Consider the following 19,639-nt stretch of genomic DNA (forward strand, 5'->3'; position numbering starts at 1 on the left):
AAGGCCTGATTTTAAGACTCGCAAAGCGAGGCTTAAAACAGCGCCCACAGCGAGCTCACCCGCCACACGCAACGCAGACCGCGGCCAAGATTGAAACAGAACAGATGCCCACAGCAAGCTCACTCCGAACCGCGCAGTGCCAGTGCCAGTCAAGGAACAAGAATCATCCATGCAGAATTGCAATCGTTGGACAGCACCCGGCTTACTTTTCTATAATGAAGTTACAAATTGGGGACTCATCTTGTTGTTAAGGTGAGAAAAGGAGTGGGTAGGATGCAAAAGCTTTTTGACTTCTTGGAGCGACGCTTATTACCACCATTAAATAAGGTGGCGAACACAAAAGTGATTCGGGGAATCATGAATGCGGGGCTGACGGCAGTACCGTTCACGATCGTGGCTTCAATTTTCTTGATCATCAACAATCTGCCCCAGATCTTTCCCTTCGCGGCAGATTTCTTTCAACGCACGATTTTACGCTTCAGTGGTTTCTATATGGTCGCCAGTATGATGGCTTTGGGTTCGATCGCGATCTATTACGCCTTGGCGGTCGGCTATTATTATGTGGAAGAATATCGGCGCAGTGGTGAGGAACAACTGAATAGTTTCACAGGCGCGATCCTAGCGTTACTGGCGTTCTTGATGACGATCCCTTCGGTGGCTTTTGTTAAGGGGACTGCGACAACGAAAACAACGCCGATCACGGCAGGTTCGGGAACTGTTGCCGGCGTCACGTTCTCAGGTGGTTGGCTCAGTCGCTTCGGCGGGGTCGGCATTTTCATCGCGATCATTACGGGGATCTTGGCGGTGCAGATCTATCGCTGGTGCATCAATCATCATGTGACGATCAAAATGCCTGCTGGGGTCCCAGATGGGGTCAGTCGTTCATTTGCTTCATTGATCCCTTCGATTTTGATCGCCATCGTGATGATCGTCATCAATCTTTTACTTGGTCTGGCGGGGACTGATCTGCATCAACTGTTGTCAGCGCCTTTTGCTTTTGTCAAAAATCTAACCGGATCTTGGCTGGGGATGGTGGTGATCTTGTTGCTGATCCATCTATTATGGATCGTCGGAGTGCATGGCACGGCAATTGTCAAAAACAGCTTTGTCAATCCGATCTTGCTGGTGGCTTTGACGGAAAATATCAAAGGCGGTCACAATATTTTCGCCGGTGATTTCATTAATATGTGGGTCTTTATTGGCGGCGCTGGCGGTACATTAGGACTGGTCCTCTTAATGAATTTCGCGGCTAAGTCGCAACAGCTACGTGTTTTAGGGCGGACCGCGTTGTTACCAGGTATCTTCAATATCAATGAGCCCGTCATCTTTGGGGCGCCGATCGTCTACAATCCCTACCTGATCTTACCTTTTATTATCAATCCGATCGTGACTGCATCGTTGGCCTATTTTGCTATCAGGATCGGTTTGGTCGCTCAGGTCAGTTCGAGTATTGCCTGGATCTTGCCAGTTGGTTTTGGCGCTTGGTTGGGGACCAGCGGTAATTTTCCCGCCGCGATCTTGGCGCTAGTCAATCTGGCTGTCTCCATTGTGATCTACTATCCCTTCTTCAAGCTTTACGACCAAAAATTGGCGGCCGCAGAGCAACCGGTTTCCCCAGAGGTGGTCTGATCAGGCTGTTTAGCGTTAGTGTTGCTGGTCTGACTGATCGGTTTGGTCGCGCCAGCTGTTTAAGATCTCAAGAAAGGGTGATCCAATGAAAATCGTGGCAGTGATCGATTCATTCAAGGGATGCGCGACTTCGACTGAGCTTAATCAAGCCGCCTTGGCGGGCGTGCCCGCGGCGATCGATACAGTCAGTGTGCCGATCGCCGATGGTGGCGAGGGCAGTTTGGCGGTGGTGCAACAGGTGCTTGGCGGTGATCTGAAAACGGCCGTCGTCCATGATCCTTTAGGCCGTAAGATCCACGCGCCTTATTTGCTCGTCCAAGCCGGCGGACGGCGGACCGCTTTTATTGAAGTAGCCCAAGTTTTGGGGCTTGATCTCGTGACCCCAGTCTCTGAACAAACCGCCCAGCTTAGTTCCTCTTTTGGGCTCGGCGAATTGCTCAAAATAGTGTTGACTCAAAATGTTCAGCAGATCGAGATCGCCTTAGGAGGTAGTGCTACCTCTGATGGCGGTTTAGGATTACTTGCTGGTCTGACCGCCACCAGCACCACAGATTTTGTGCCTGATCCATTATGGTCGACAGCAGACCCACAAATCGATTGGACCGCTTTAAAGGCAGCACGGCGAAGTTTACACGGGGTCAGTTTAGTTGGATTAAGTGATGTTCAGACCCCGTTTTCTGGCACAATTGGGTTTGCCCGGATTTTTGCACCACAAAAGGGCGCTGGGCCTGAGACGGTCACGCGCTTGGCGCGGCGTTCTGAAGAAATGCGGCAGCAAGTCTGTCAAACCACTCAACTCGATTTGAATCTCGTGCCAGGTAGTGGCGCCGCCGGTGGGATCGGTGGTATGTTGGCGTTATTAGGAGGTCAGCTGCGCCCGGGTTTTACGGAACTGGCGCGCTTGCTGGATCTTGAAACGACGTTAGCGAATGCAGATCTTGTGATCACCGGTGAAGGTCGGATCGATGAGCAGACCGCCACGGGCAAAGTACCTTATGGCGTCGCCTGCCTGGCACATAAACATCAGGTACCTGTGCTAGCGCTATGTGGGGCGCGACAACATGAACTCGGCTTGATGAGCCAGCTGACCTTGGGCTGTTTTTGTATCCAACCAGGGCCAGTCTCTTTAGAGGTCGCCTTGGATCATGATCAGACCTTACTCAACGTGACCCGCTTGTCTCAAGAATTGGTGCGCGTCTTCCTAGCCGGCCATTAAGTTCAACGCCTAAAAAAGAGCCCCTTTGCGGACTCTTTTTTGCTTGGGGAAAATGCTATACTCTATACTGATGAGGTATATCTTCTAAGACAGCACTTACTGACTTTACAGAAACAAAGGAGCAATGATGATGACAGATCAAGATAGTATGGCAAAAATCAACCAGTTTCGCGATGAACGGCACTGGCGACAATTTCATAATGAGAAAGATTTGGCGATCTCTATCTCACTAGAGGCTAGTGAGTTGTTGGAGCTTTTTCAATGGAAGACCTCAGCGGAGGCTAAGCAAAAACCTGAACGGCTAAAGGAAGAATTGGCTGATGTGCTGATCTATGCTTACATGTTGGCGGATAATTTGGATTTAGACATTGATGAGATCATAGCGGCGAAATTGGCGAAGAATGCCAAAAAGTATCCAGTCGCAACGAGTCATGATCTAAAAGAGACCAAGCATCACAGCTTCGATTGATCCAGTGAGCTTTGGCATGAGCTTGTGGTGGCTGGCCCAGAACAAAAAAGGAGTTTTCTTCACTTTGTCGCGCGCAGAAGATCAGGTCGGTCAGCGCTTCGAACAAAGTAAGGAAAACTCTTATTTTTTAAAGTATTTTAGTGAGGAGCACTTTATGAACAGGTTGGGTTCAGTATTATAATAGGAAGAACTAGCGTCAAGAAAGGATCATAGGCGATTAGATAGCTGCTTGGGCGGCTTTTTTGGCGGTGAGTTGATCGATGGCTTGATAAAGACTAGCGACCATATATTTCGCGTGATCACGGACGATCTGTGGGCTACCTTTGAAAGTGAAGCCGTTAGCGCAAACGTCCAACATCGGTAGATCATTGTAAGAGTCGCCGATGCAAGCAACGTTACGATCGGCAAGTCCATAATAATCTTGGATGATCTTCAAGGCATGTCCTTTAGATGTCTGCCAGTTGACACAGTCGATCTCGGTCCCGTTTTGGAAACCGCGGATCGGCAAGCCTAGGCCGTTTAGTTCGTTGGTGACCGCTTGCGCTTGGGCTTCGGTCTCAAGGTGGAAAGAAACTCGGTGAGCCGTGGCTTCGGTGATCTCCGCCGGTTCAGTGATCAAAGTGATCTGGTCACTTTTCCACTGGCGGGTATTGTGGTAAGCGTAGATCCTGTTGTTGGTGACGACCATGCTTTCTAGCTGGTTGAAATGGGTCAGGACTTGTCTGACCGTGGTCAAATCCAGATCAAATTGGGCGATGACTTGCCGCTCGTGATTTAAGATCACACTACCATTGTCCAAAATGTAGAAATCGAAATCGAGAAAATCCTTGGTCAAGATGTGGATCGAATCGAAATCACGGCCAGTACAAATCCCGAATACGTTCCCTGTTTCTTGAAATCTTTTGATCGCCTTTAGATCTTGGGGATGAAAGTGCGGATCTTCAGGTGAAAAATATAAAGTGTTATCGAAATCGCTGGCGAGCAGCTTCATGGGTCGTAACTCCTTTTCATAAACGATTGGTGACTTTTTGAACCCCTGAGTGGGGCAGTTATTCATTATAACGGAAAAAACACCTGCGGTAAATACTTGGTTCGAGCAGACGATTTGATCCTGGTAGTCTTTGAACATTGATGATCCGGCAATTATTTTTGCGGAGCAAGTTTCTTTTAGGATCATTACTGGTCAAGTGTGATCAGCCGACGCGGATCGTCTTTGCCCAGCTTCTTCCGCTTAACTACGCGATTGTTCCGGGAGCAAAATGCGCTCCCAAAACAATTGCTAGGCTAATGCTCGAAGTCAAACCGTTGCGCTCTGCACTCTGGTTCGAAACGTGCTCCGCGCGCCTGCTTCTTCCGCTTAACTACGCGATTGTTCCGGGAGCAAAATGCGCTCCCAAAACAATTGCTAGGTTAATGCTCACAAGCAACCCGGCTCGCTCTGCACTCTGGTATAATAAGGTAAAAAATTGGATGTGATCTTATGGAAAAGAAGTATGTGGTTCGCGATAGCGTGACTTTTGGTTGTGTTTTGGCGATGATCATTTCCTACGTGAAGTGGCACAGTATTTTTTGGGCGATCATTCATGGGGTATTCAGTTGGGTCTATGTGATCTATTTCGTTCTACGCGGCTATTAATGTTACTGCCGTGATCCCGAAACCAGAATAGGAGACAATAATAATGCGCAAGCAAGGAATTTTATTGGTCAATCTAGGGTCGCCAGATCAACCTGCGGCCCCTGAGGTCAAAGTTTATTTGGAACGTTTTTTATCTGATCCGCGGGTGATCAAGACACCACGCGCGATTTGGTTACCGATTTTAAAAGGCGTGATCCTCAAAAAACGCCCGGCGAAGTCCGCGGCGTTGTACCAACAGATCTGGCAGCCTGAGGGATCGCCTTTGATGATCTACGGTCGGGCGCAACAGCGTTTATTACAAGCGCGATTTCCTGATGCATATGTCGGGCTAGCAATGTCGTATAGTGATCCCTTGATCCCCGATGTCTTAACAGAGATGCTGGCTCAGGGCGTTACTGATTTGACGGTGATCCCACTATATCCGCAGTATTCTGGAACGACGGTGGGTTCGATCTTTGATGAGGTGATCAGCTTTTTCCATAAAACTGATCGGATCGTTGATCTACATTTTATTCGTTCATTTTATGATGAACCGCACTATCTTGACTACTTTGCCAATAAACTGAAAGCGCGTTTGGCCCAAGAACGATTTGACGCGATTCTATTCTCCTATCATGGCATCCCTGTTGCTTACGTCAAAGATGGTGACCATTATCCCGAAGAGTGTCAGGCAACGACTGCTGGTATCATGGCGCGCGTTGGCGACTTTCCGTATTTTCAGACCTTCCAATCGCGGTTTGGTCCTGACGAATGGTTGACGCCGGCGACAGACGCGACTTTGAAAGCCTTACCTGCTCAAGGTGTAAAAAAGATCTTGGTGGTCGCGCCTGGTTTTATCGCGGACTGTTTAGAAACGATCCACGAGATCGAGGTCGAGAATCGGGAATATTTTCTGAGCAGTGGTGGCGAGAAATTCACCTATCTACCAACTTTTAATGATGATCCCGCGTTGACCGAGGTGTTGGCGGCGCTCTTGCGTTCCTGAGCAGTGATCAGCTAGCCACTCAAGACCTGTCTAGCCTAGAAATCAAGGCGTCTTTGACTTAAATAGTTGTTTTGCCTAGACGGGCGCTTTACAATAAAGCTAATGATAACGATCAACGGGATGGTGCTCCCGTCTATGGATCTCACTGATGGCGCCTACTAGTTCCAGCTATGACTGGATTTAGTAGGCGTTTTTTGTTGGTTTGGTTTTCTGGGGGGATCAAAATGGCAGTATCACAATTGGAACAGCAGTATTGGGGTTCAGGTCTGGATCCAAATGAGGTGGCGGAGCAGCGCTCACAGTCTGGTCGAAATCAGGTCGAATTACATGATCTGACTTTTGGTCAGGGGGTCTTACGCCGTTTGTGGAATCCCACATCTTGGCTGCTAGAGGCGGCGATGATCTGTGAGTTTCTTTTGGGCAAACGGATCCAAGCTGGATTTGTCCTGGCCTTATTATTGTTTTCCGCGATCGATGGTGAGTTGATGGCGACCAAGGCCAAGCGGGAGTTGCAACTGGTTCGGCAACAAGTTCAATTAACGGTCCGGACTTTGCGCCAAGGCACGTGGCAGTGGCTTGACGCGCAAGATTTGGTTCGTGGTGATATCGTTCATGTCCGCGTCGGCGATGTCTTGACTGCCGATCTTAAATTGATCATTGGCGCGGTGATTTTAGATGAAGCAGCCTTGACTGGCGAAAGCCAAGGGCAAGATAAGTTTAAAGGTGATTCTCTTTATGCGGGGAGTGTGGTTCGTCAGGGTGAGGCGATCGGTGCAGTCACGGCGGTCGGATCGGCTAGTCGCTATGGTCGCACAATCGATTTGATCAAACAGCATGACGCGCCTGGTCACCTGCAGAAATTGCTTTTGCAAGTCGTTCGTTATTTAGCGATTTTAGATGCCTTTTTGGCGGTATTGTTGTTGGCCAATGCTGTCTGGGAACATATGTCCTTGGTCCAATTGTTTCCTTTTTTAGTGATCTTGGTCATCGCCACGATCCCGATCTCGATGCCGGCCAGTTTCACTGTCGCTAATGCGGTTGAGGCGAAGCATTTGGCGCGGGAGCAGATCTTGGTTACTGGATTGACCGCGATCCAAGAGGCTGCGGCGATGGACGTTCTTTTGGTTGATAAAACGGGTACTTTGACCAAAGGCGAACTGAGTTTAAGGACGATCGTGCCTTTTTGTGGGCAAAGTCAACGTGATGTTTTAACAGCAGTCGCGGCGACAACCGATTATGGCGCCCATGACCAGGTGAGTCAGGCCTTGATCAAATCAGTTTTAGCGGAGCAGGTCCCTGTGTTGCCGGGAGTCGAGTTGCATCCGTTCTCAGCAGATCATCGTTACGCTCAAGCTGATTTAACCAAAGTTGATGGCAGTAAATGCAGCTATCTGCTCGGGAGTACGATTTTAATGAATCCGGCCGTGACATTGACAGAGCCAGAGTTAGTTAAAAGTACGATCGCAACTTGGACTGCCGCTGGCTCAACGGTCTTGGTCTTGATCGAACATCAAGGTTTGCAAACGCGGCTATTGGCTTTGTTGGAATTGGCGAGCATCGTCGATCCTCATGCGGCATTGGCGGTGCAGCAATTACAGCAACAGGGCGTGAAGGTATTGATGTTGACCGGTGATACCCCAGCTACGGCACGGACGATCGCAAATGAGGTCGGCCTTAAGGGTGCGATCTACGATCAACATGCGGACACGACTGAGTTGGAAAACTTTGATTGGCGCGCAGGTGCAGGCGCCGCGAATATGTTGCCAGAAGACAAATTGGCCTTTGTGCTGGCGTTACAGCAACAAGGTCATACAGTCGGGATGTTAGGCGATGGGGTCAATGACGGTCCCGCTCTAAAGCAGGCCAATGTGGGGATCGCTGTCAGTGGCGCGACCGCGATCGCGAAAAAATCTGCGCGGGTTGTTTTGACGCGAGATCAATTGACTGATGTCAGTGCGGTGATCGCCAGCGGTCATCGCGTTTATTCCCGAATGTTGACTTGGACGATCACGAAATTATCGCGAACGGCGCAATTGGCGACGCTCTTGACCGTTGGTTATTTAATGACTGGCTTTTTCCCGGTCTCACTGAACTTGATCGTCTTTATCGTGATCATGAACGATCTGGTCACTTTAGTCTTAGGGACTGATCGCACGCGCGCGAATACGGTCCCTGAACAGTGGGACTTGCGCCGCTTGTTGCGGCGATCAGGAAAAATCGCGACGGTTTGGGTCCTTGAAGGATTACTTTATTTTATTGAACTTTGGCACCATACTGAATTAAGCGAGCCCCAACTTAGCAGTGTGACTTTCTTGTTTTTGATCAGTAGCGCCTTGTTGACGATCTTGATCACGCGCCGGACGGATCGACACTGGCGGCCGGCGCCGAGCCGCGCAGTCGTGGAGATGATCGTTCTGGATCTGCTGTTGACTTTAGTGATGGTTGGTGGCGGCTTGTTCACCGCAGCGATCATTTGGCCATATATGTTGGGGACATTGTTGTTAACATTAGTTACGGCGATTTTATTGAAATATTGGTTAGGAACAGTGGGCTAGTTGTCCAGGCGAATAGCACTGACACTAGTCTGAACACCCTGACAAAAAGTAAGCGGGAATCCCTGTAAAACGGGAACTGAACCGCTTACTTTTATTTTAAGAAATCGACTAAAAGGGCTTGCATTTCTTCAAAACATATGCAATAATCTTCATATGAACCAAACAACATATGAAGGAGGCCGCACTTATGCAAATCAATCGTTCTAATGAATCGGTCGCACCCTGCGACCAAAAACAAAAGATGCACCAACAAGTGAGCCAACATTTAAATGAGGATACTGAGCATGAAAAAATCGCTGTCCGGCTTTATTTTCTGGGCTTGATTTTATTTCTAGCCGCTTGGTTGATCAAAACACCATTCCTTTGGTTGAATGATCTGGGTTATGTGGCGGCGACGCTAACGGCCGGTTATCATGTTATGTGGGAGGGCTTCGGTGAGACTTTGACAGCGTTACGCCAGAAGAAACGGTTTGCGCCGAATATCCATATTTTGATGACCTTGGCTGCGGTGGGAGCGATTTTGATCGGGAGCTTCGAGGAAGCGGCTTTATTGATCCTGATTTTTGCCGGGGCGCATTTTCTCGAAGATTACGCGGAAGGTAAAAGTAAACGCGAGATCACTAAGCTACTAAAAATGAATCCCACAGAAGCACGTTTGTTACAGGCGGACGGCCGGACCAAGATCGTGCCGGTGGCGCAATTGGTGATCGGCGATCAGGTCCAAGTTTTGAATGGTGGCCAAGTGCCAACTGATGGCCGGATCCTCAGCGGCAGTACGGCGATCGATGAATCTTCGATCACTGGTGAAAGCATTCCTCGTGAAAAAACAGTCGGTGATGAAGTCTTTGGGAGCACGATCAATGGTAACGGGACTTTTTTGATGACGGTGACCAAAGATAGTAGTGAAACTGTTTTTGCCAAGATCTTGCAGTTGGTCGATCAGTCGCAGAATAATTTGACCAAGGCCGCGACTAAAATCAAAAAGATCGAACCGATCTATGTTCAAGTAGTCCTTTACTTATTCCCCTTAGTCGTGTTGGCTGGACCGTTGCTACTCGGCTGGTCTTGGTCGCTGAGTTTGTATCGCGGTATGGTTTTCCTGATCTCAGCGTCACCATGCGCTTTGGCTGCCAGTGCGGTACCAGCAACCTTATCAGGGATCTCTAACTTGGCCAAAAGAGGGGTTTTATTTAAAGGTGGCGCCTATCTGGCCAATCTGAGTGACTTAAAGGCAATCTGTTTTGACAAGACCGGGACCTTGACCGCTGGAAAACCAGTGGTGACTGACGCGGAATTCTTCGGTCTGACGGTTCCAGAACAACAGCAGTTATTGGCGGTTGTTACTGCGATGGAACGGCGGACTAATCATCCACTGGCAACAGCGATCGTTGCTAAATATGGCGAGCAAGTCCCTGATTTACCGCTGACAGCAAATAATCAAGTGGGCCAAGGTTTGACGGCAACCTATCAAGGTCTGAGTTATCGGATCGCCAAGCCCAGCGTTTTTGCGCAGGTCCCACTGCCGATCGAGCAACGTCAAGATCAGTTGGCGCAAGCCGGCAAAACAGTCGTCTATTTGGAAAAAAATGAGGTCATCGTTGGTCTATTAGCGCTGATGGATGTTCCTAATGAAAATTCACGGGCGGCCATTGCTTATTTCAAGCGGCAACATGTTCATACGACCATGATCACCGGTGATGCCCGCTTGACTGGGCAAGCCGTTGCGGATCAATTACAGATCGATCAAGTCATCGCCAATGTCTTGCCGGAAGACAAGTCCAGTATCATTGCCCAACAACAAACTGAGTATGGCCTAGTCGGCATGGTCGGTGACGGTGTCAATGACGCGCCAGCGCTAGTCAAGGCGGACGTGGGTGTCGCGATGGGCGATGGTACGGATGTGGCCATTGACGTGGCCGATGTCGTCCTGATGCAAAATGATCTTGCCAAGTTAAGCTATGCTCACCAAACGTCGCAGCGTCTTAATCGCGTCGTGATGCAAAACATGATTTTTTCAATGGTGATCGTTTTGATTTTAGTTACTTTGAACTTTCTCGGGCAGATGGATATTGCTTTGGGGGTCATCGCACATGAAGGTAGCACTTTACTGGTGATCGTCAATGGTTTGCGGCTCTTATTACCTTCACGAATCCGAGCTTGACCAGTTTTCACCTTTGCTCTAGGGACACTTTGATCGATGCTTACTCGATCAAAGTGTTTTTTCATTTCCCTAAAAACAGGATCAAAACCTCGAATTTTGGCGTCGATCGACCTTTTCTTTGCGCTTTCCGCCAGAAATCGCTAAAATCAGGTATAATAGAAGGACGTTTAGTCACATTGCTGGCAATGAGATAAAAGGGGTCAAAGAAATGAGTCAGGAAACTAGGTTGATCGAGGACGATCAGCTTTTGCAAAAAGTTCAGAAGATTTTTCATATGTTGAGTAATGAGACCCGTTTGCGGATCATTCTTAGTTTGGATGAGCAAGAAATGAATGTTCGTCAATTAGAAGAAGCGGTCGGGCTATCGCAGTCGGCGATCTCACACCAATTGGCGATCCTTCGCGAATGTGATTTGGTGACTTCAGAAAAAATCGGGAAAACGCGGGTCTATCGTTTGTCTGATGATCACGTCAGCGCGATGATCGATACTTTGGTGATCCATAGCCAAGAACAAGGTCATCATAATTAAGTCCAGTGACCAGGTGTGAGCCAATCACATGGTCTATCGCGATTCTGCCCGTCTGATCAAGTGGTGAAGTCTCTGAAAAGAATTAGGGAAAAGCAGTGGAAATAATTGCACTTTAAAGCCTGATTGTTCATACTAAGAGGTAATCAGATCATTAGTGGCGCCGCGTGATCGCGTCACATGGAGGGATTAGCGTATGGAAAAGTGTCCAAATTGCGGTCAGGAGTTACCATTGACCGCCACTGAATTTTGCCCACATTGTGGGTATCAGTTGACTCAGGTCCAAGCAAATACAACACCGGCAAGTCAGACTGATCAAAAAACAGAGCCAGTCGCCGCTGAGACGGTCAGACCAACATCAGCACAGACGGGGAGCCCGGCTGCCACCGCGACTACGGCTACGCCAATGGATCCAGTAGGACCAGTTGAACAGATCCCGGTAGATAAATCAACAGGTCAAACGGTTGCTCAAGATTCGGCAGGCGATCCTAATGTGGATGAAGCTGACGATGAGGATCAAGACGAGGACTATCTTGAGGTCCAACCTTCACCGACTTGGCGCTTCATTAAGGACTATTTCAAGTCCTTGAATGCCAATGTTATCCATCCGCAGTTGGAACAACCTGAAACCAATTGGTTTGGGCTGATCAATCTTGGGTTGATCGCCTTGCTGACCAGCTTGGCGTTATCGCGATTCGCGAGCAAATTGATCAATTTATTTTTAATGAATTTGAATTTTATGGGCTTGCGCTTAAACCTTCAATCTCAAGGGCGAATGATCGGGTTTTGGTTTATTTTGATCTTGGTCGTATTGATCTTTGCGGTGCGGGTTTTAGCGTTATGGGCCTTTCAGCATCTGGCGTTAAAACAGTCCACAAGTTTCCTCGGGGCACTCAATCAGATCTTTATGCCAATAAGCTTAGCGGTCTATACGTCTTTAGCTGGCTTTGTTTTGAGCTTGATCATCGCGCCTTCGACTTTCTTAGGTTACCTGATCTTAGTACCGTTCATTCTGATCAATGTCGCCTTTGTTGGGGCGCTTTGGGTCGATAGTCAAGAACAGTCACAAGGTCAACGCTTCTATTTGATCTTGATCACCGTGATCATCACCACTTTACTGATCGGTGTCGTGGCGCGAATGGTCTTAGGGACGATGGTGCAACAATTGAACTTGAGTAGTTTGTTAAGTCGGTTCATGGGTAACTAGTTGATCAGTGAGATCAATGGTCTAGCTTGGCGCCCATCGCCGAATTATGCGCCGAACCATGGTAACGGACTTTCTGTAAGCATCCTGATCTAAGCTGATCAAGGTGCTTTTTTGATTGACGAGTTCGGCTACCTGGTCTTGGTGGAAGAACAGGGCTAATTTGCTCAGCGAACTTAGTTGATCTGCGCAAAATAGCGTTCAGTAAGGCAGGAGTATCGCTAGGTCCGAGAGAAAAACCCGACTTTAGGCCGTTTTTAAAAGCTTACAGTATTGTTAGAATAGGCTTTGTTATTGCATTGGGTTTTAGGAATCTTTATAATTGGTGTCAGTTAGTTCGAGAGGGGGAAGGATTTTGAATATTGGTATGTTTACCGATACTTATTTTCCTCAAGTAAGTGGTGTGGCGACTTCGATCCGCACCTTAAAAGAAGATTTGGAGCGTAAAGGGCATCATGTCTACATCTTTACCACCACTGATCCGGGCGTCGACAAAGAAGAAGTGGAGCCAAATGTTTTTCGTTTTACCAGTGTCCCGTTTATTTCCTTCACAGATCGGCGGATCGCGGTGCGGGGTGTTTTTCATGCCTTAGAAGTCGCTAAGGAATTGGATTTGGATATCGTGCATACGCAGACCGAGTTCTCAATGGGCTGGATCGGCAAATTTGTGGCGAAAAATTTGAAGATCCCTTGTGTCCATACTTACCACACGATGTATGAGGATTATTTGCATTACGTGATGAATGGTAAATTGTTGCGACCTTACCATGTCAAGCAGTTCGTGCGTGGTTTTGTGACTCATATGGATGGGGTAGTGGCGCCAAGCGAACGGGTGACAGAGACTTTGCGCCGTTATGGTATCAAGATCCCGATCCGGGTCATTCCGACGGGGGTCGATATTCGCGCGCTCGACCAAGCGCATCCTCAAGATGTGGCGCGATTGCGGACCGCATTGGCTTATAATGAGGATACGCCAGTTTTGATGTCTTTAAGTCGCGTTGCCCCTGAGAAAAAAATCGATCAGGTCTTACATACGCTCCCAGAGCTATTAAAAGATTTTCCTGATCTACGCTTCTTGGTCGTCGGTGATGGCCCCGGACGAGAAGACTTAGAGGAGTTAGCTGGTGTTTTGGGGATCAGCACTGCCGTGGATTTCGTCGGTGAGGTCGATCATGACCAGATCGCCCCTTATTATCAATTGGCTGACCTCTTTGTTTCGGCAAGCGATACGGAATCGCAAGGGTTGACCTATATCGAGGCAATGGCCGCAGGGCTGAAATGTGTGGTCCGTAGTGGCGAATATACCGATGATTTATTTGATAGTCCTGATATCGGGACGACTTTCCGTGATTTGAATGAGATGAAATTACAAGTCGGCAATTATTTGCGGCATCCCCATGCCTTTTTGGATCCGGAACCGCGGCAACGCAAGCTTTATAATATCTCCGCGGATCACTTTGGCGATCAAGTCGTGGCGTTTTATCAAGATGCCACCGATAATTATCATCTGATGAATTTGAACCGGTTGAGTGTGACCGGTCATGTTTCCGAACGGAGTGAAGAGCGTCTATGATCCATATCAATATGTTCTCGTCAGCGGATAAAGTCGCCGGCCAAGGTGTCGGCAGTGCTTATTTGGAATTGATCCGCTTGTTGCGTGAACGTCTGAGTGACCAATTCGAGGTGACGATCAATCATTGGGGCCAGGCGGATGTGACCCACTACCACACGATCGATCCGCAATTTTTCTTGTCGACTTTTTCCAAAAAGCGTGGTCGTAAAATCGGCTATGTCCATTTCTTGCCAGAAACGATCGAAGGCTCGCTAAAATTGCCTGGTTTCGCTAAAAAAGTGTTCTATGCCTACATGATCAAGTTCTATAAACGCATGGATCATTTGGTGGTGGTCAATCCTAGCTTTATTTCTAAGATCATGGCCTATGGGATCCCGCGGGAGAAGATCAGCTATATCCCCAACTTTGTTTCACCGGAGGCTTTCCCTAATCGTGATGGGGCCGCCAAAAAAGCGCTCCGTCAGCAGTATCAGGTTCCGGCCGACCGCTTTGTGGTTTTCGGTTCAGGGCAGGTGCAGCAACGTAAGGGTGTGGATGATTTCGTCAAGTTGGCCCAGCAGAATCCCCAGGTTCAATTTATTTGGGCGGGGGGCTTTTCCTTTGGGAAGATGACCGATGGCTATGATCGCTTCAAGAAAATTATTGATAACCCGCCAGCGAACTTACGCTTTACCGGGATCGTTCAGCGGGTAGAGATCGCCGACTACTTGAATCTAGCCGACTTATTCTTTTTGCCTTCGTATGATGAGCTCTTTCCCATGTCGGTCCTGGAGGCTTTTAGCTGTGGGACCCCGGTTTTGTTGCGGAATCTGACCTTGTATGAGGCGATCATTGCTGGCGCTTATGCCGGCGCTGATGATCTGGCCGGATTTAATGTGGCCTTACAGCAGTTTGCGACCGACCCGGATTTTTATGAACGGTATCGACAATTGGCCGTCAAAACTGCGCACGAATATTCACCAGAACATTTAGCGGCGATCTGGTCAGATTTTTATCAACAACAGGCCGACCGATAGTCGTACTAAAATCGTTGTCGCTAGGTGGCGAGAACAGATAGGTTGAACATGATGAATCGCAAGCATAAAATCGTATTAGCATTGATGATCTTACTGGGCGTGGCGATTTTTTGGCATGAAAGTAAGGATATCAATTATCATCAAGTGATCCGTGGGTTTGATAATTTGAAATGGGGCTGGCTGATCGTTGCAGTTGGCCTCATGTTGTTATCGGTATTTTTGGAGGCGTTGGTGGTCAAGCAACTGCTATATCGTCCTGACGAGCCTAAACAGCCTTTTATCAATTTACTGCGGATCCCCCCGATCGAAGCGGTCTTCAATGCGGTCACGCCTTTTTCCTCAGGCGGGCAACCAGCGCAATTAGTGGCTTTGTTGCAAATGGGATTTGAAGGTGGGCGCGCTAGCTCGGTCCTTTTGATGAAGTTTATTATTTATCAAGTGGTCGTGCTATTCAATTTCATTCTAACGATGATCGTTGGCTTCCAGCAAGTAGTCGGTCAGTTCCAAGGTTTGGCGCTCTTGATCACGTTCGGCTTTGTGATCCATGTCTTTACGATCGGGATGCTGTTGATGGTCATGTTTTACTATCGCTTCACCAGAAACATGACCATCAAACTCTTTAAACTGTTGAAACGACTGTTTAAACGTCCGAAGATCGATCAATGGCAAATAAAAGCATTGGAAAAGATTGAAACCTTCCATGAAGAAAGCTTACAATTAAAAAGGGAGAAGAAAAAAGTATTGCGAGCAGCTGCATTGACGCTATTACAGCTGTTGGCTTATTATTTGATTCCTTATTTCGTGTTGTTGGCGCTGAATGTACCACAGGTCAATATGTTGACCGTCTTTAGTATGCACGTGATGATCGTGATGATCACATCGATTTTTCCGATCCCTGGCGGTGCTGGTGGTGCGGAATATAGTTTTAAAACGTTGTTCTCCGCCTTTGTCCCGAACAAGACCGCTTTGATTTTGGGGATGTTTCTCTGGCGATTCATCACTTTTTATTTGGGGATCATTTTAGGGATCATCGCAGTCGCTTTGAAAGTCAGACCGGTCAAAGGCGCGAGATCAAGGCGCTTTCACGAACAAAAAGATTGATTTTCCCTAAAGAATTGGTTACGTTTTAAGTGAGAAATAAACAGCGACTGCTTATTTTTGGTACAATCTCTTCTAGTAAGCGATAAAGATAGCAGTGTTACGACTGATCGGGTCGTGACCAACTGTGTTAAATAAGTGCTGACGGTCAGGGTTTGGGCAACGGTCGCCTAGGATCGTGCGGACAGGCGCGAGCACTTTGATCGGCAGTAACCGTGTTATTTATAGTGAGATCATTTAGTCGACAGAGTAAATCGATTTTTGCTGAAAGATTATGGGCCTGAAGTATAGGCGAGTACGGAGGATTTTCATGAAGCGTTTCGCAAAGAAACTGGGATCATTTTGGAACAGTCGCTGGGGTTTTTTCCTACTGGCGGTGCTCCTGTTCTGGGCCAAAACTTATTATGCCTATGTGGCAAAATTTAATTTAGGTTCTAAGGGGAGCATGCAACATCTATTATTGGCGTTGAATCCTTTGCCAACGACCTTGCTCCTTTTTGGGATCGCCTTGTATTTCAAGGGGCGCAAGTCCTATGTCATTATGCTGGTCATTGATTTTCTGACCAGTTTTTGGCTATTCGCGAATGTGCTATATTATCGCGAGTTTTCGGATTTCTTGACCTCAACTTTGATCAAGGGGAGCGGCGCGGCTTCAAATAATTTGAGCAAAAGTGTAGTTGGGATCGTTCAACCCACGGACTTTTTGGTCTTTGCGGATGTTTTGATCTTGATCATTCTACTAGCGACCAAACTGATCCGGATCGATGTGCATCCCATCAAGAAATTAGTGGCTGGCGCGCTGACCGCGTTCGCCGTTTTGTTTTTCGGTTTCAATCTCTCGATGGCCGAAAATGATCGTTCCGGGTTGCTGACTCGGACTTTTGATAACAACTATATCGTTAAATATTTAGGCCTGAATTCTTATGCCGTCTATGATACGGTCAAAGCGGCCAAAACCAGCGCCGTGCGGGCTAACGCTGACGCCAGTGATCTGACTTCGGTCCAAAACTACATCCAGGATAATTATGTTCCTGGCAATCCTCAGTATACCGGCGTTGCCAAAGGAAAGAATGTTTTCATCATCCATTTGGAAAGCTTGCAACAGTTTATGATCGACTATAAATGGCAAGATCAAGAGGTCACACCGGTACTCAATAAGATCTACCATGAAAGCAACACGTTGAGTTTCGACAATTTCTTCCACCAAGTCGGTCAGGGCAAGACTGCGGACGCGGAACTGATGTTGGAGACCTCACTTTTTGGTTTACCAGAAGGCGCAGCGATGGTCACGGCCGGCACCAGCAATACTTGGCAAGCAGCACCGGCGATGCTTGATCAACAAGGCTACACCACGGCATCTTTTCACGGCGATGTGGCCAGCTTTTGGAATCGGGACAACACCTACAAGAAGTGGGGCTATGATTACTATTTCAGTAAAAGTTTCTTCGATATCAAAAAAGGCTATGAGATCGGCTATGGCATGAAGGACAAGATCTTTTTACAACAGTCGGCGAAGTACATCGAACAATTACCTCAACCGTTCTATGCGAAAATGATCACTGTAACGAACCACTATCCTTACGGTTTGGACAAAAAGAATCAAACGATCGAAAAAACGGAGACCGGTGATTCAACGGTGGACGGCTATGTCCAGACCGCGCGTTACCTGGATCAAGCCATCGGTGAATTCATGGATTGGTTGAAGGCGACTGGTTTGGACAAAACTAGTATGATCGTTTTTTACGGGGATCATTATGGTATCTCTTCCAATCACCGCAAGGCAGTCGCGCAGTTATTAGGCAAAGATAAGATCACCGATTTTGACAATGCACAATTCCAGAAGGTGCCATTCATGATCCATATGGATGGTCTTGCTGGAGGAATCAATCACACTTATGGTGGGGAGATCGACGTGTTGCCAACGTTGATGAACCTATTAGGCTTGTCCAACAAAGATTATATCCAGTTCGGCACGGATCTATTGGCGGAAAAACGTGATCAAACCGTAGCCTTCCGGAATGGCGATTTTGTCACACCGGTGTATACTAAAGTCGGTAGTACGTATTACGACACTAAAACTGGGATCGCCGTCAAAAAATCTGATCCAGTGATCAAAGAAACTTTGGCGAAATTGACCAACCACGTTTCGACCGAACTTTCACTTTCTGATAGTGTGATCAATGGTGATCTTCTTCGTTTTTACACGCCGAAGGGCTTCAAGAAGGTCGACGCATCCGATTTTAGTTACAAATACAGCACAGTGCTGGCCGAGTTGAAGAAGACACAGAAGAAAAAGAAGACCAGTATTTTGTATCAAAATCAGGAAAAATCGACGGTGGATCTATATAAGACCGATGCCCCTGAGCTGATCGAAGATGCCGCCAGTAGCTCTAGCAGTAGTACCAACGCCAGTAGTTCCAGTACCGACGGCGCGAGTTCCAGCAGTAGTTCAATGAGTAGTTCGACTTCAAGCAGTAGCACGACCAACGCCGCTGATTGAGGTGAGTCAAGGAGTTTGGGGTGAACGACATGTCAGAAAAGAGATATCGTGAGGCGCTGGCGTTGCTCAGGCAACATCAGGTTCGCATCACACCACAACGCGAGGCGATCCTCCGTTTGTTGGTCAGTTCAAAAAGTCATCCGACCGCCGAGGCGATCTTTAACGAGATCAAAGACACATTCAGTGGGATCAGTATCGCCACCGTTTATAACAATCTCCGGTTGTTCAAACAATTGGGTATTATCCAAGAATTGACCTATGGCAATGAGCCGGGGCACTTTGACTTTGCTCAAGTTCGCCATTTTCATGTCGTCTGCCAAAACTGCGGTCAGGTCGTTGACGTTTATTATCCCGACCTAGCCAAGATTGAACGCTTGGCTGAGAATCTGACCGGCTATCAAACCCTAGGCAATAACATCGAAGTCTATGGTCTTTGCCCGAACTGTCAACACAAATTGGCGGCTGCACGCGTAAAAAAAGAACGTCAGCAAGTAGATTTAAAGGAGCCAGTTTAGAATCTTGGTTTACCTGATCACTTGGTCAGGCCTCATAAGCTTGATAGTGATAGTAGTCTGTTTAGCGCCGCGCCAGTGGTGCTGATGATCAAACAATAAAGCTTGGTCGTCAGCGCGACTGAGTGCGGTTTTTTTGTTACTTATTTCATCATCGGATCAAGTTATATTTGTTTTTCTGGGCGGTGAGTGGTCATGAAAAACGTTTTCTGTTGTGGGAGAACTATGCTGATCCGAAAAATATTTATATTCAGGTCCCGACCTAAAAACGATAAGAACAGACTTTAAGTTGAGATCGTTTGCGAATTTTTATCCAGTGCTGGTTTTTTTCTAAAAAGTAACTTGCGCAGTACACTTTGATTTGGTACACTATTAAAGTTGCTTTTTGCAGGAATTAGTTTTACCACATTGTCGGTTTCAATGTTTTTCATTTCTTGAAAATAGTTGTTGACTTACATTTGATCAACATGGTATTATAAACTAGTTGCTGTTGCGACAAAGTAGACCTTTGAAAACTGAACAAAGTTTCGATAAATGTGCAGGGTCGATAGCGATTTCG

Annotated in this window: 15 protein-coding genes; 14 read left to right on the plus strand and 1 reads right to left on the minus strand. The window is 47.5% G+C overall.

All coding sequences use genetic code 11. The features are described from left to right. Nucleotides 1-273: 273 nt before the first annotated feature. From OCU21_RS10655 to OCU21_RS10665, 3 genes are all read left to right on the plus strand, one after another. Nucleotides 274-1,629: a PTS transporter subunit EIIC gene (locus OCU21_RS10655; RefSeq protein ID WP_261807387.1), complete on the plus strand. Its 1,356-nt coding sequence runs from the start codon at nucleotides 274-276 to the stop codon at nucleotides 1,627-1,629. Nucleotides 1,630-1,714: 85 nt separating this feature from the next. After that, nucleotides 1,715-2,845: a glycerate kinase family protein gene (locus tag OCU21_RS10660; protein WP_261807388.1), complete on the plus strand. Its 1,131-nt coding sequence runs from the start codon at nucleotides 1,715-1,717 to the stop codon at nucleotides 2,843-2,845. A gap of 130 nt (nucleotides 2,846-2,975) precedes the next feature. Beyond that, nucleotides 2,976-3,314 (plus strand): nucleotide pyrophosphohydrolase, encoded by a 339-nt coding sequence (locus OCU21_RS10665; RefSeq protein WP_261807389.1) that lies wholly within the window; start codon nucleotides 2,976-2,978, stop codon nucleotides 3,312-3,314. Nucleotides 3,315-3,531: 217 nt separating this feature from the next. Here OCU21_RS10665 and OCU21_RS10670 read toward each other — a convergent pair whose 3' ends face one another. Further along, nucleotides 3,532-4,305 carry an HAD family hydrolase gene (locus OCU21_RS10670; protein ID WP_261807390.1) on the minus strand — a complete coding sequence of 258 codons (774 nt, stop codon included), beginning with the start codon at nucleotides 4,303-4,305 and terminating at the stop codon, nucleotides 3,532-3,534. Between the two features lie 489 nt (nucleotides 4,306-4,794). On the opposite strand from OCU21_RS10670, the gene OCU21_RS10675 reads away from it, so the two are divergent. From OCU21_RS10675 to OCU21_RS10725, 11 genes are all read left to right on the plus strand, one after another. Further along, the gene (locus OCU21_RS10675; RefSeq protein ID WP_261807391.1) at nucleotides 4,795-4,950 is read left to right on the plus strand and encodes a hypothetical protein; all 156 of its coding nucleotides are present in this window, start codon (nucleotides 4,795-4,797) and stop codon (nucleotides 4,948-4,950) included. Nucleotides 4,951-4,993: 43 nt separating this feature from the next. Beyond that, nucleotides 4,994-5,935 (plus strand): ferrochelatase, encoded by a 942-nt coding sequence (gene hemH / locus OCU21_RS10680; protein WP_261807392.1) that lies wholly within the window; start codon nucleotides 4,994-4,996, stop codon nucleotides 5,933-5,935. A gap of 224 nt (nucleotides 5,936-6,159) precedes the next feature. Beyond that, nucleotides 6,160-8,490 (plus strand): HAD-IC family P-type ATPase, encoded by a 2,331-nt coding sequence (locus OCU21_RS10685; protein WP_261807393.1) that lies wholly within the window; start codon nucleotides 6,160-6,162, stop codon nucleotides 8,488-8,490. 187 nt (nucleotides 8,491-8,677) lie between these two features. After that, nucleotides 8,678-10,651: a heavy metal translocating P-type ATPase gene (locus OCU21_RS10690; protein WP_373875491.1), complete on the plus strand. Its 1,974-nt coding sequence runs from the start codon at nucleotides 8,678-8,680 to the stop codon at nucleotides 10,649-10,651. Nucleotides 10,652-10,859: 208 nt separating this feature from the next. Beyond that, nucleotides 10,860-11,180, plus strand: coding sequence for an ArsR/SmtB family transcription factor (locus tag OCU21_RS10695; protein ID WP_261807394.1), 321 nt, complete (start codon nucleotides 10,860-10,862; stop codon nucleotides 11,178-11,180). A 193-nt stretch (nucleotides 11,181-11,373) separates the two neighbouring features. Continuing rightward, complete coding sequence (locus tag OCU21_RS10700) at nucleotides 11,374-12,384, plus strand: DUF6574 domain-containing protein (protein WP_261807395.1); 1,011 nt, start codon at nucleotides 11,374-11,376, stop codon at nucleotides 12,382-12,384. A 352-nt stretch (nucleotides 12,385-12,736) separates the two neighbouring features. Continuing rightward, on the plus strand, nucleotides 12,737-13,954 hold the full coding sequence (locus tag OCU21_RS10705; protein WP_261807396.1) for a glycosyltransferase family 4 protein: 1,218 nt from the start codon (nucleotides 12,737-12,739) through the stop codon (nucleotides 13,952-13,954). Beyond that, on the plus strand, nucleotides 13,951-14,970 hold the full coding sequence (locus tag OCU21_RS10710) for a glycosyltransferase family 4 protein (RefSeq protein ID WP_261807397.1): 1,020 nt from the start codon (nucleotides 13,951-13,953) through the stop codon (nucleotides 14,968-14,970). Before OCU21_RS10705 ends, OCU21_RS10710 begins: the two co-directional genes overlap by 4 nt. 51 nt (nucleotides 14,971-15,021) lie before the next feature. Then, nucleotides 15,022-16,071 (plus strand): lysylphosphatidylglycerol synthase transmembrane domain-containing protein, encoded by a 1,050-nt coding sequence (locus tag OCU21_RS10715; RefSeq protein WP_261807401.1) that lies wholly within the window; start codon nucleotides 15,022-15,024, stop codon nucleotides 16,069-16,071. Between the two features lie 307 nt (nucleotides 16,072-16,378). Then, nucleotides 16,379-18,568, plus strand: a complete 2,190-nt coding sequence (locus OCU21_RS10720) for an LTA synthase family protein (protein WP_261807398.1) — start codon at nucleotides 16,379-16,381, stop codon at nucleotides 18,566-18,568. Nucleotides 18,569-18,597: 29 nt separating this feature from the next. Next, nucleotides 18,598-19,083, plus strand: a complete 486-nt coding sequence (locus OCU21_RS10725; protein WP_261807399.1) for a Fur family transcriptional regulator — start codon at nucleotides 18,598-18,600, stop codon at nucleotides 19,081-19,083. Nucleotides 19,084-19,639 lie beyond the last annotated feature (556 nt).

It is taken from the genome of Lapidilactobacillus luobeiensis, assembly GCF_024345205.1.
Lineage (GTDB): Bacteria > Bacillota > Bacilli > Lactobacillales > Lactobacillaceae > Lapidilactobacillus > Lapidilactobacillus luobeiensis.

What these genes read in the sequence shown, in the direction of transcription:
- OCU21_RS10655 (WP_261807387.1), top strand. Translation starts at nt 274, where the DNA reads ATGCAAAAGCTTTTTGACTTCTTGGAGCGACGCTTATTACCACCATTA.
- OCU21_RS10660 (WP_261807388.1), top strand. Translation starts at nt 1,715, where the DNA reads ATGAAAATCGTGGCAGTGATCGATTCATTCAAGGGATGCGCGACTTCG.
- OCU21_RS10665 (WP_261807389.1), top strand. Translation starts at nt 2,976, where the DNA reads ATGACAGATCAAGATAGTATGGCAAAAATCAACCAGTTTCGCGATGAA.
- OCU21_RS10670 (WP_261807390.1), bottom strand. Translation starts at nt 4,305, where the DNA reads ATGAAGCTGCTCGCCAGCGATTTCGATAACACTTTATATTTTTCACCT.
- OCU21_RS10675 (WP_261807391.1), top strand. Translation starts at nt 4,795, where the DNA reads ATGGAAAAGAAGTATGTGGTTCGCGATAGCGTGACTTTTGGTTGTGTT.
- hemH (WP_261807392.1), top strand. Translation starts at nt 4,994, where the DNA reads ATGCGCAAGCAAGGAATTTTATTGGTCAATCTAGGGTCGCCAGATCAA.
- OCU21_RS10685 (WP_261807393.1), top strand. Translation starts at nt 6,160, where the DNA reads ATGGCAGTATCACAATTGGAACAGCAGTATTGGGGTTCAGGTCTGGAT.
- OCU21_RS10690 (WP_373875491.1), top strand. Translation starts at nt 8,678, where the DNA reads ATGCAAATCAATCGTTCTAATGAATCGGTCGCACCCTGCGACCAAAAA.
- OCU21_RS10695 (WP_261807394.1), top strand. Translation starts at nt 10,860, where the DNA reads ATGAGTCAGGAAACTAGGTTGATCGAGGACGATCAGCTTTTGCAAAAA.
- OCU21_RS10700 (WP_261807395.1), top strand. Translation starts at nt 11,374, where the DNA reads ATGGAAAAGTGTCCAAATTGCGGTCAGGAGTTACCATTGACCGCCACT.
- OCU21_RS10710 (WP_261807397.1), top strand. Translation starts at nt 13,951, where the DNA reads ATGATCCATATCAATATGTTCTCGTCAGCGGATAAAGTCGCCGGCCAA.
- OCU21_RS10715 (WP_261807401.1), top strand. Translation starts at nt 15,022, where the DNA reads ATGAATCGCAAGCATAAAATCGTATTAGCATTGATGATCTTACTGGGC.
- OCU21_RS10720 (WP_261807398.1), top strand. Translation starts at nt 16,379, where the DNA reads ATGAAGCGTTTCGCAAAGAAACTGGGATCATTTTGGAACAGTCGCTGG.
- OCU21_RS10725 (WP_261807399.1), top strand. Translation starts at nt 18,598, where the DNA reads ATGTCAGAAAAGAGATATCGTGAGGCGCTGGCGTTGCTCAGGCAACAT.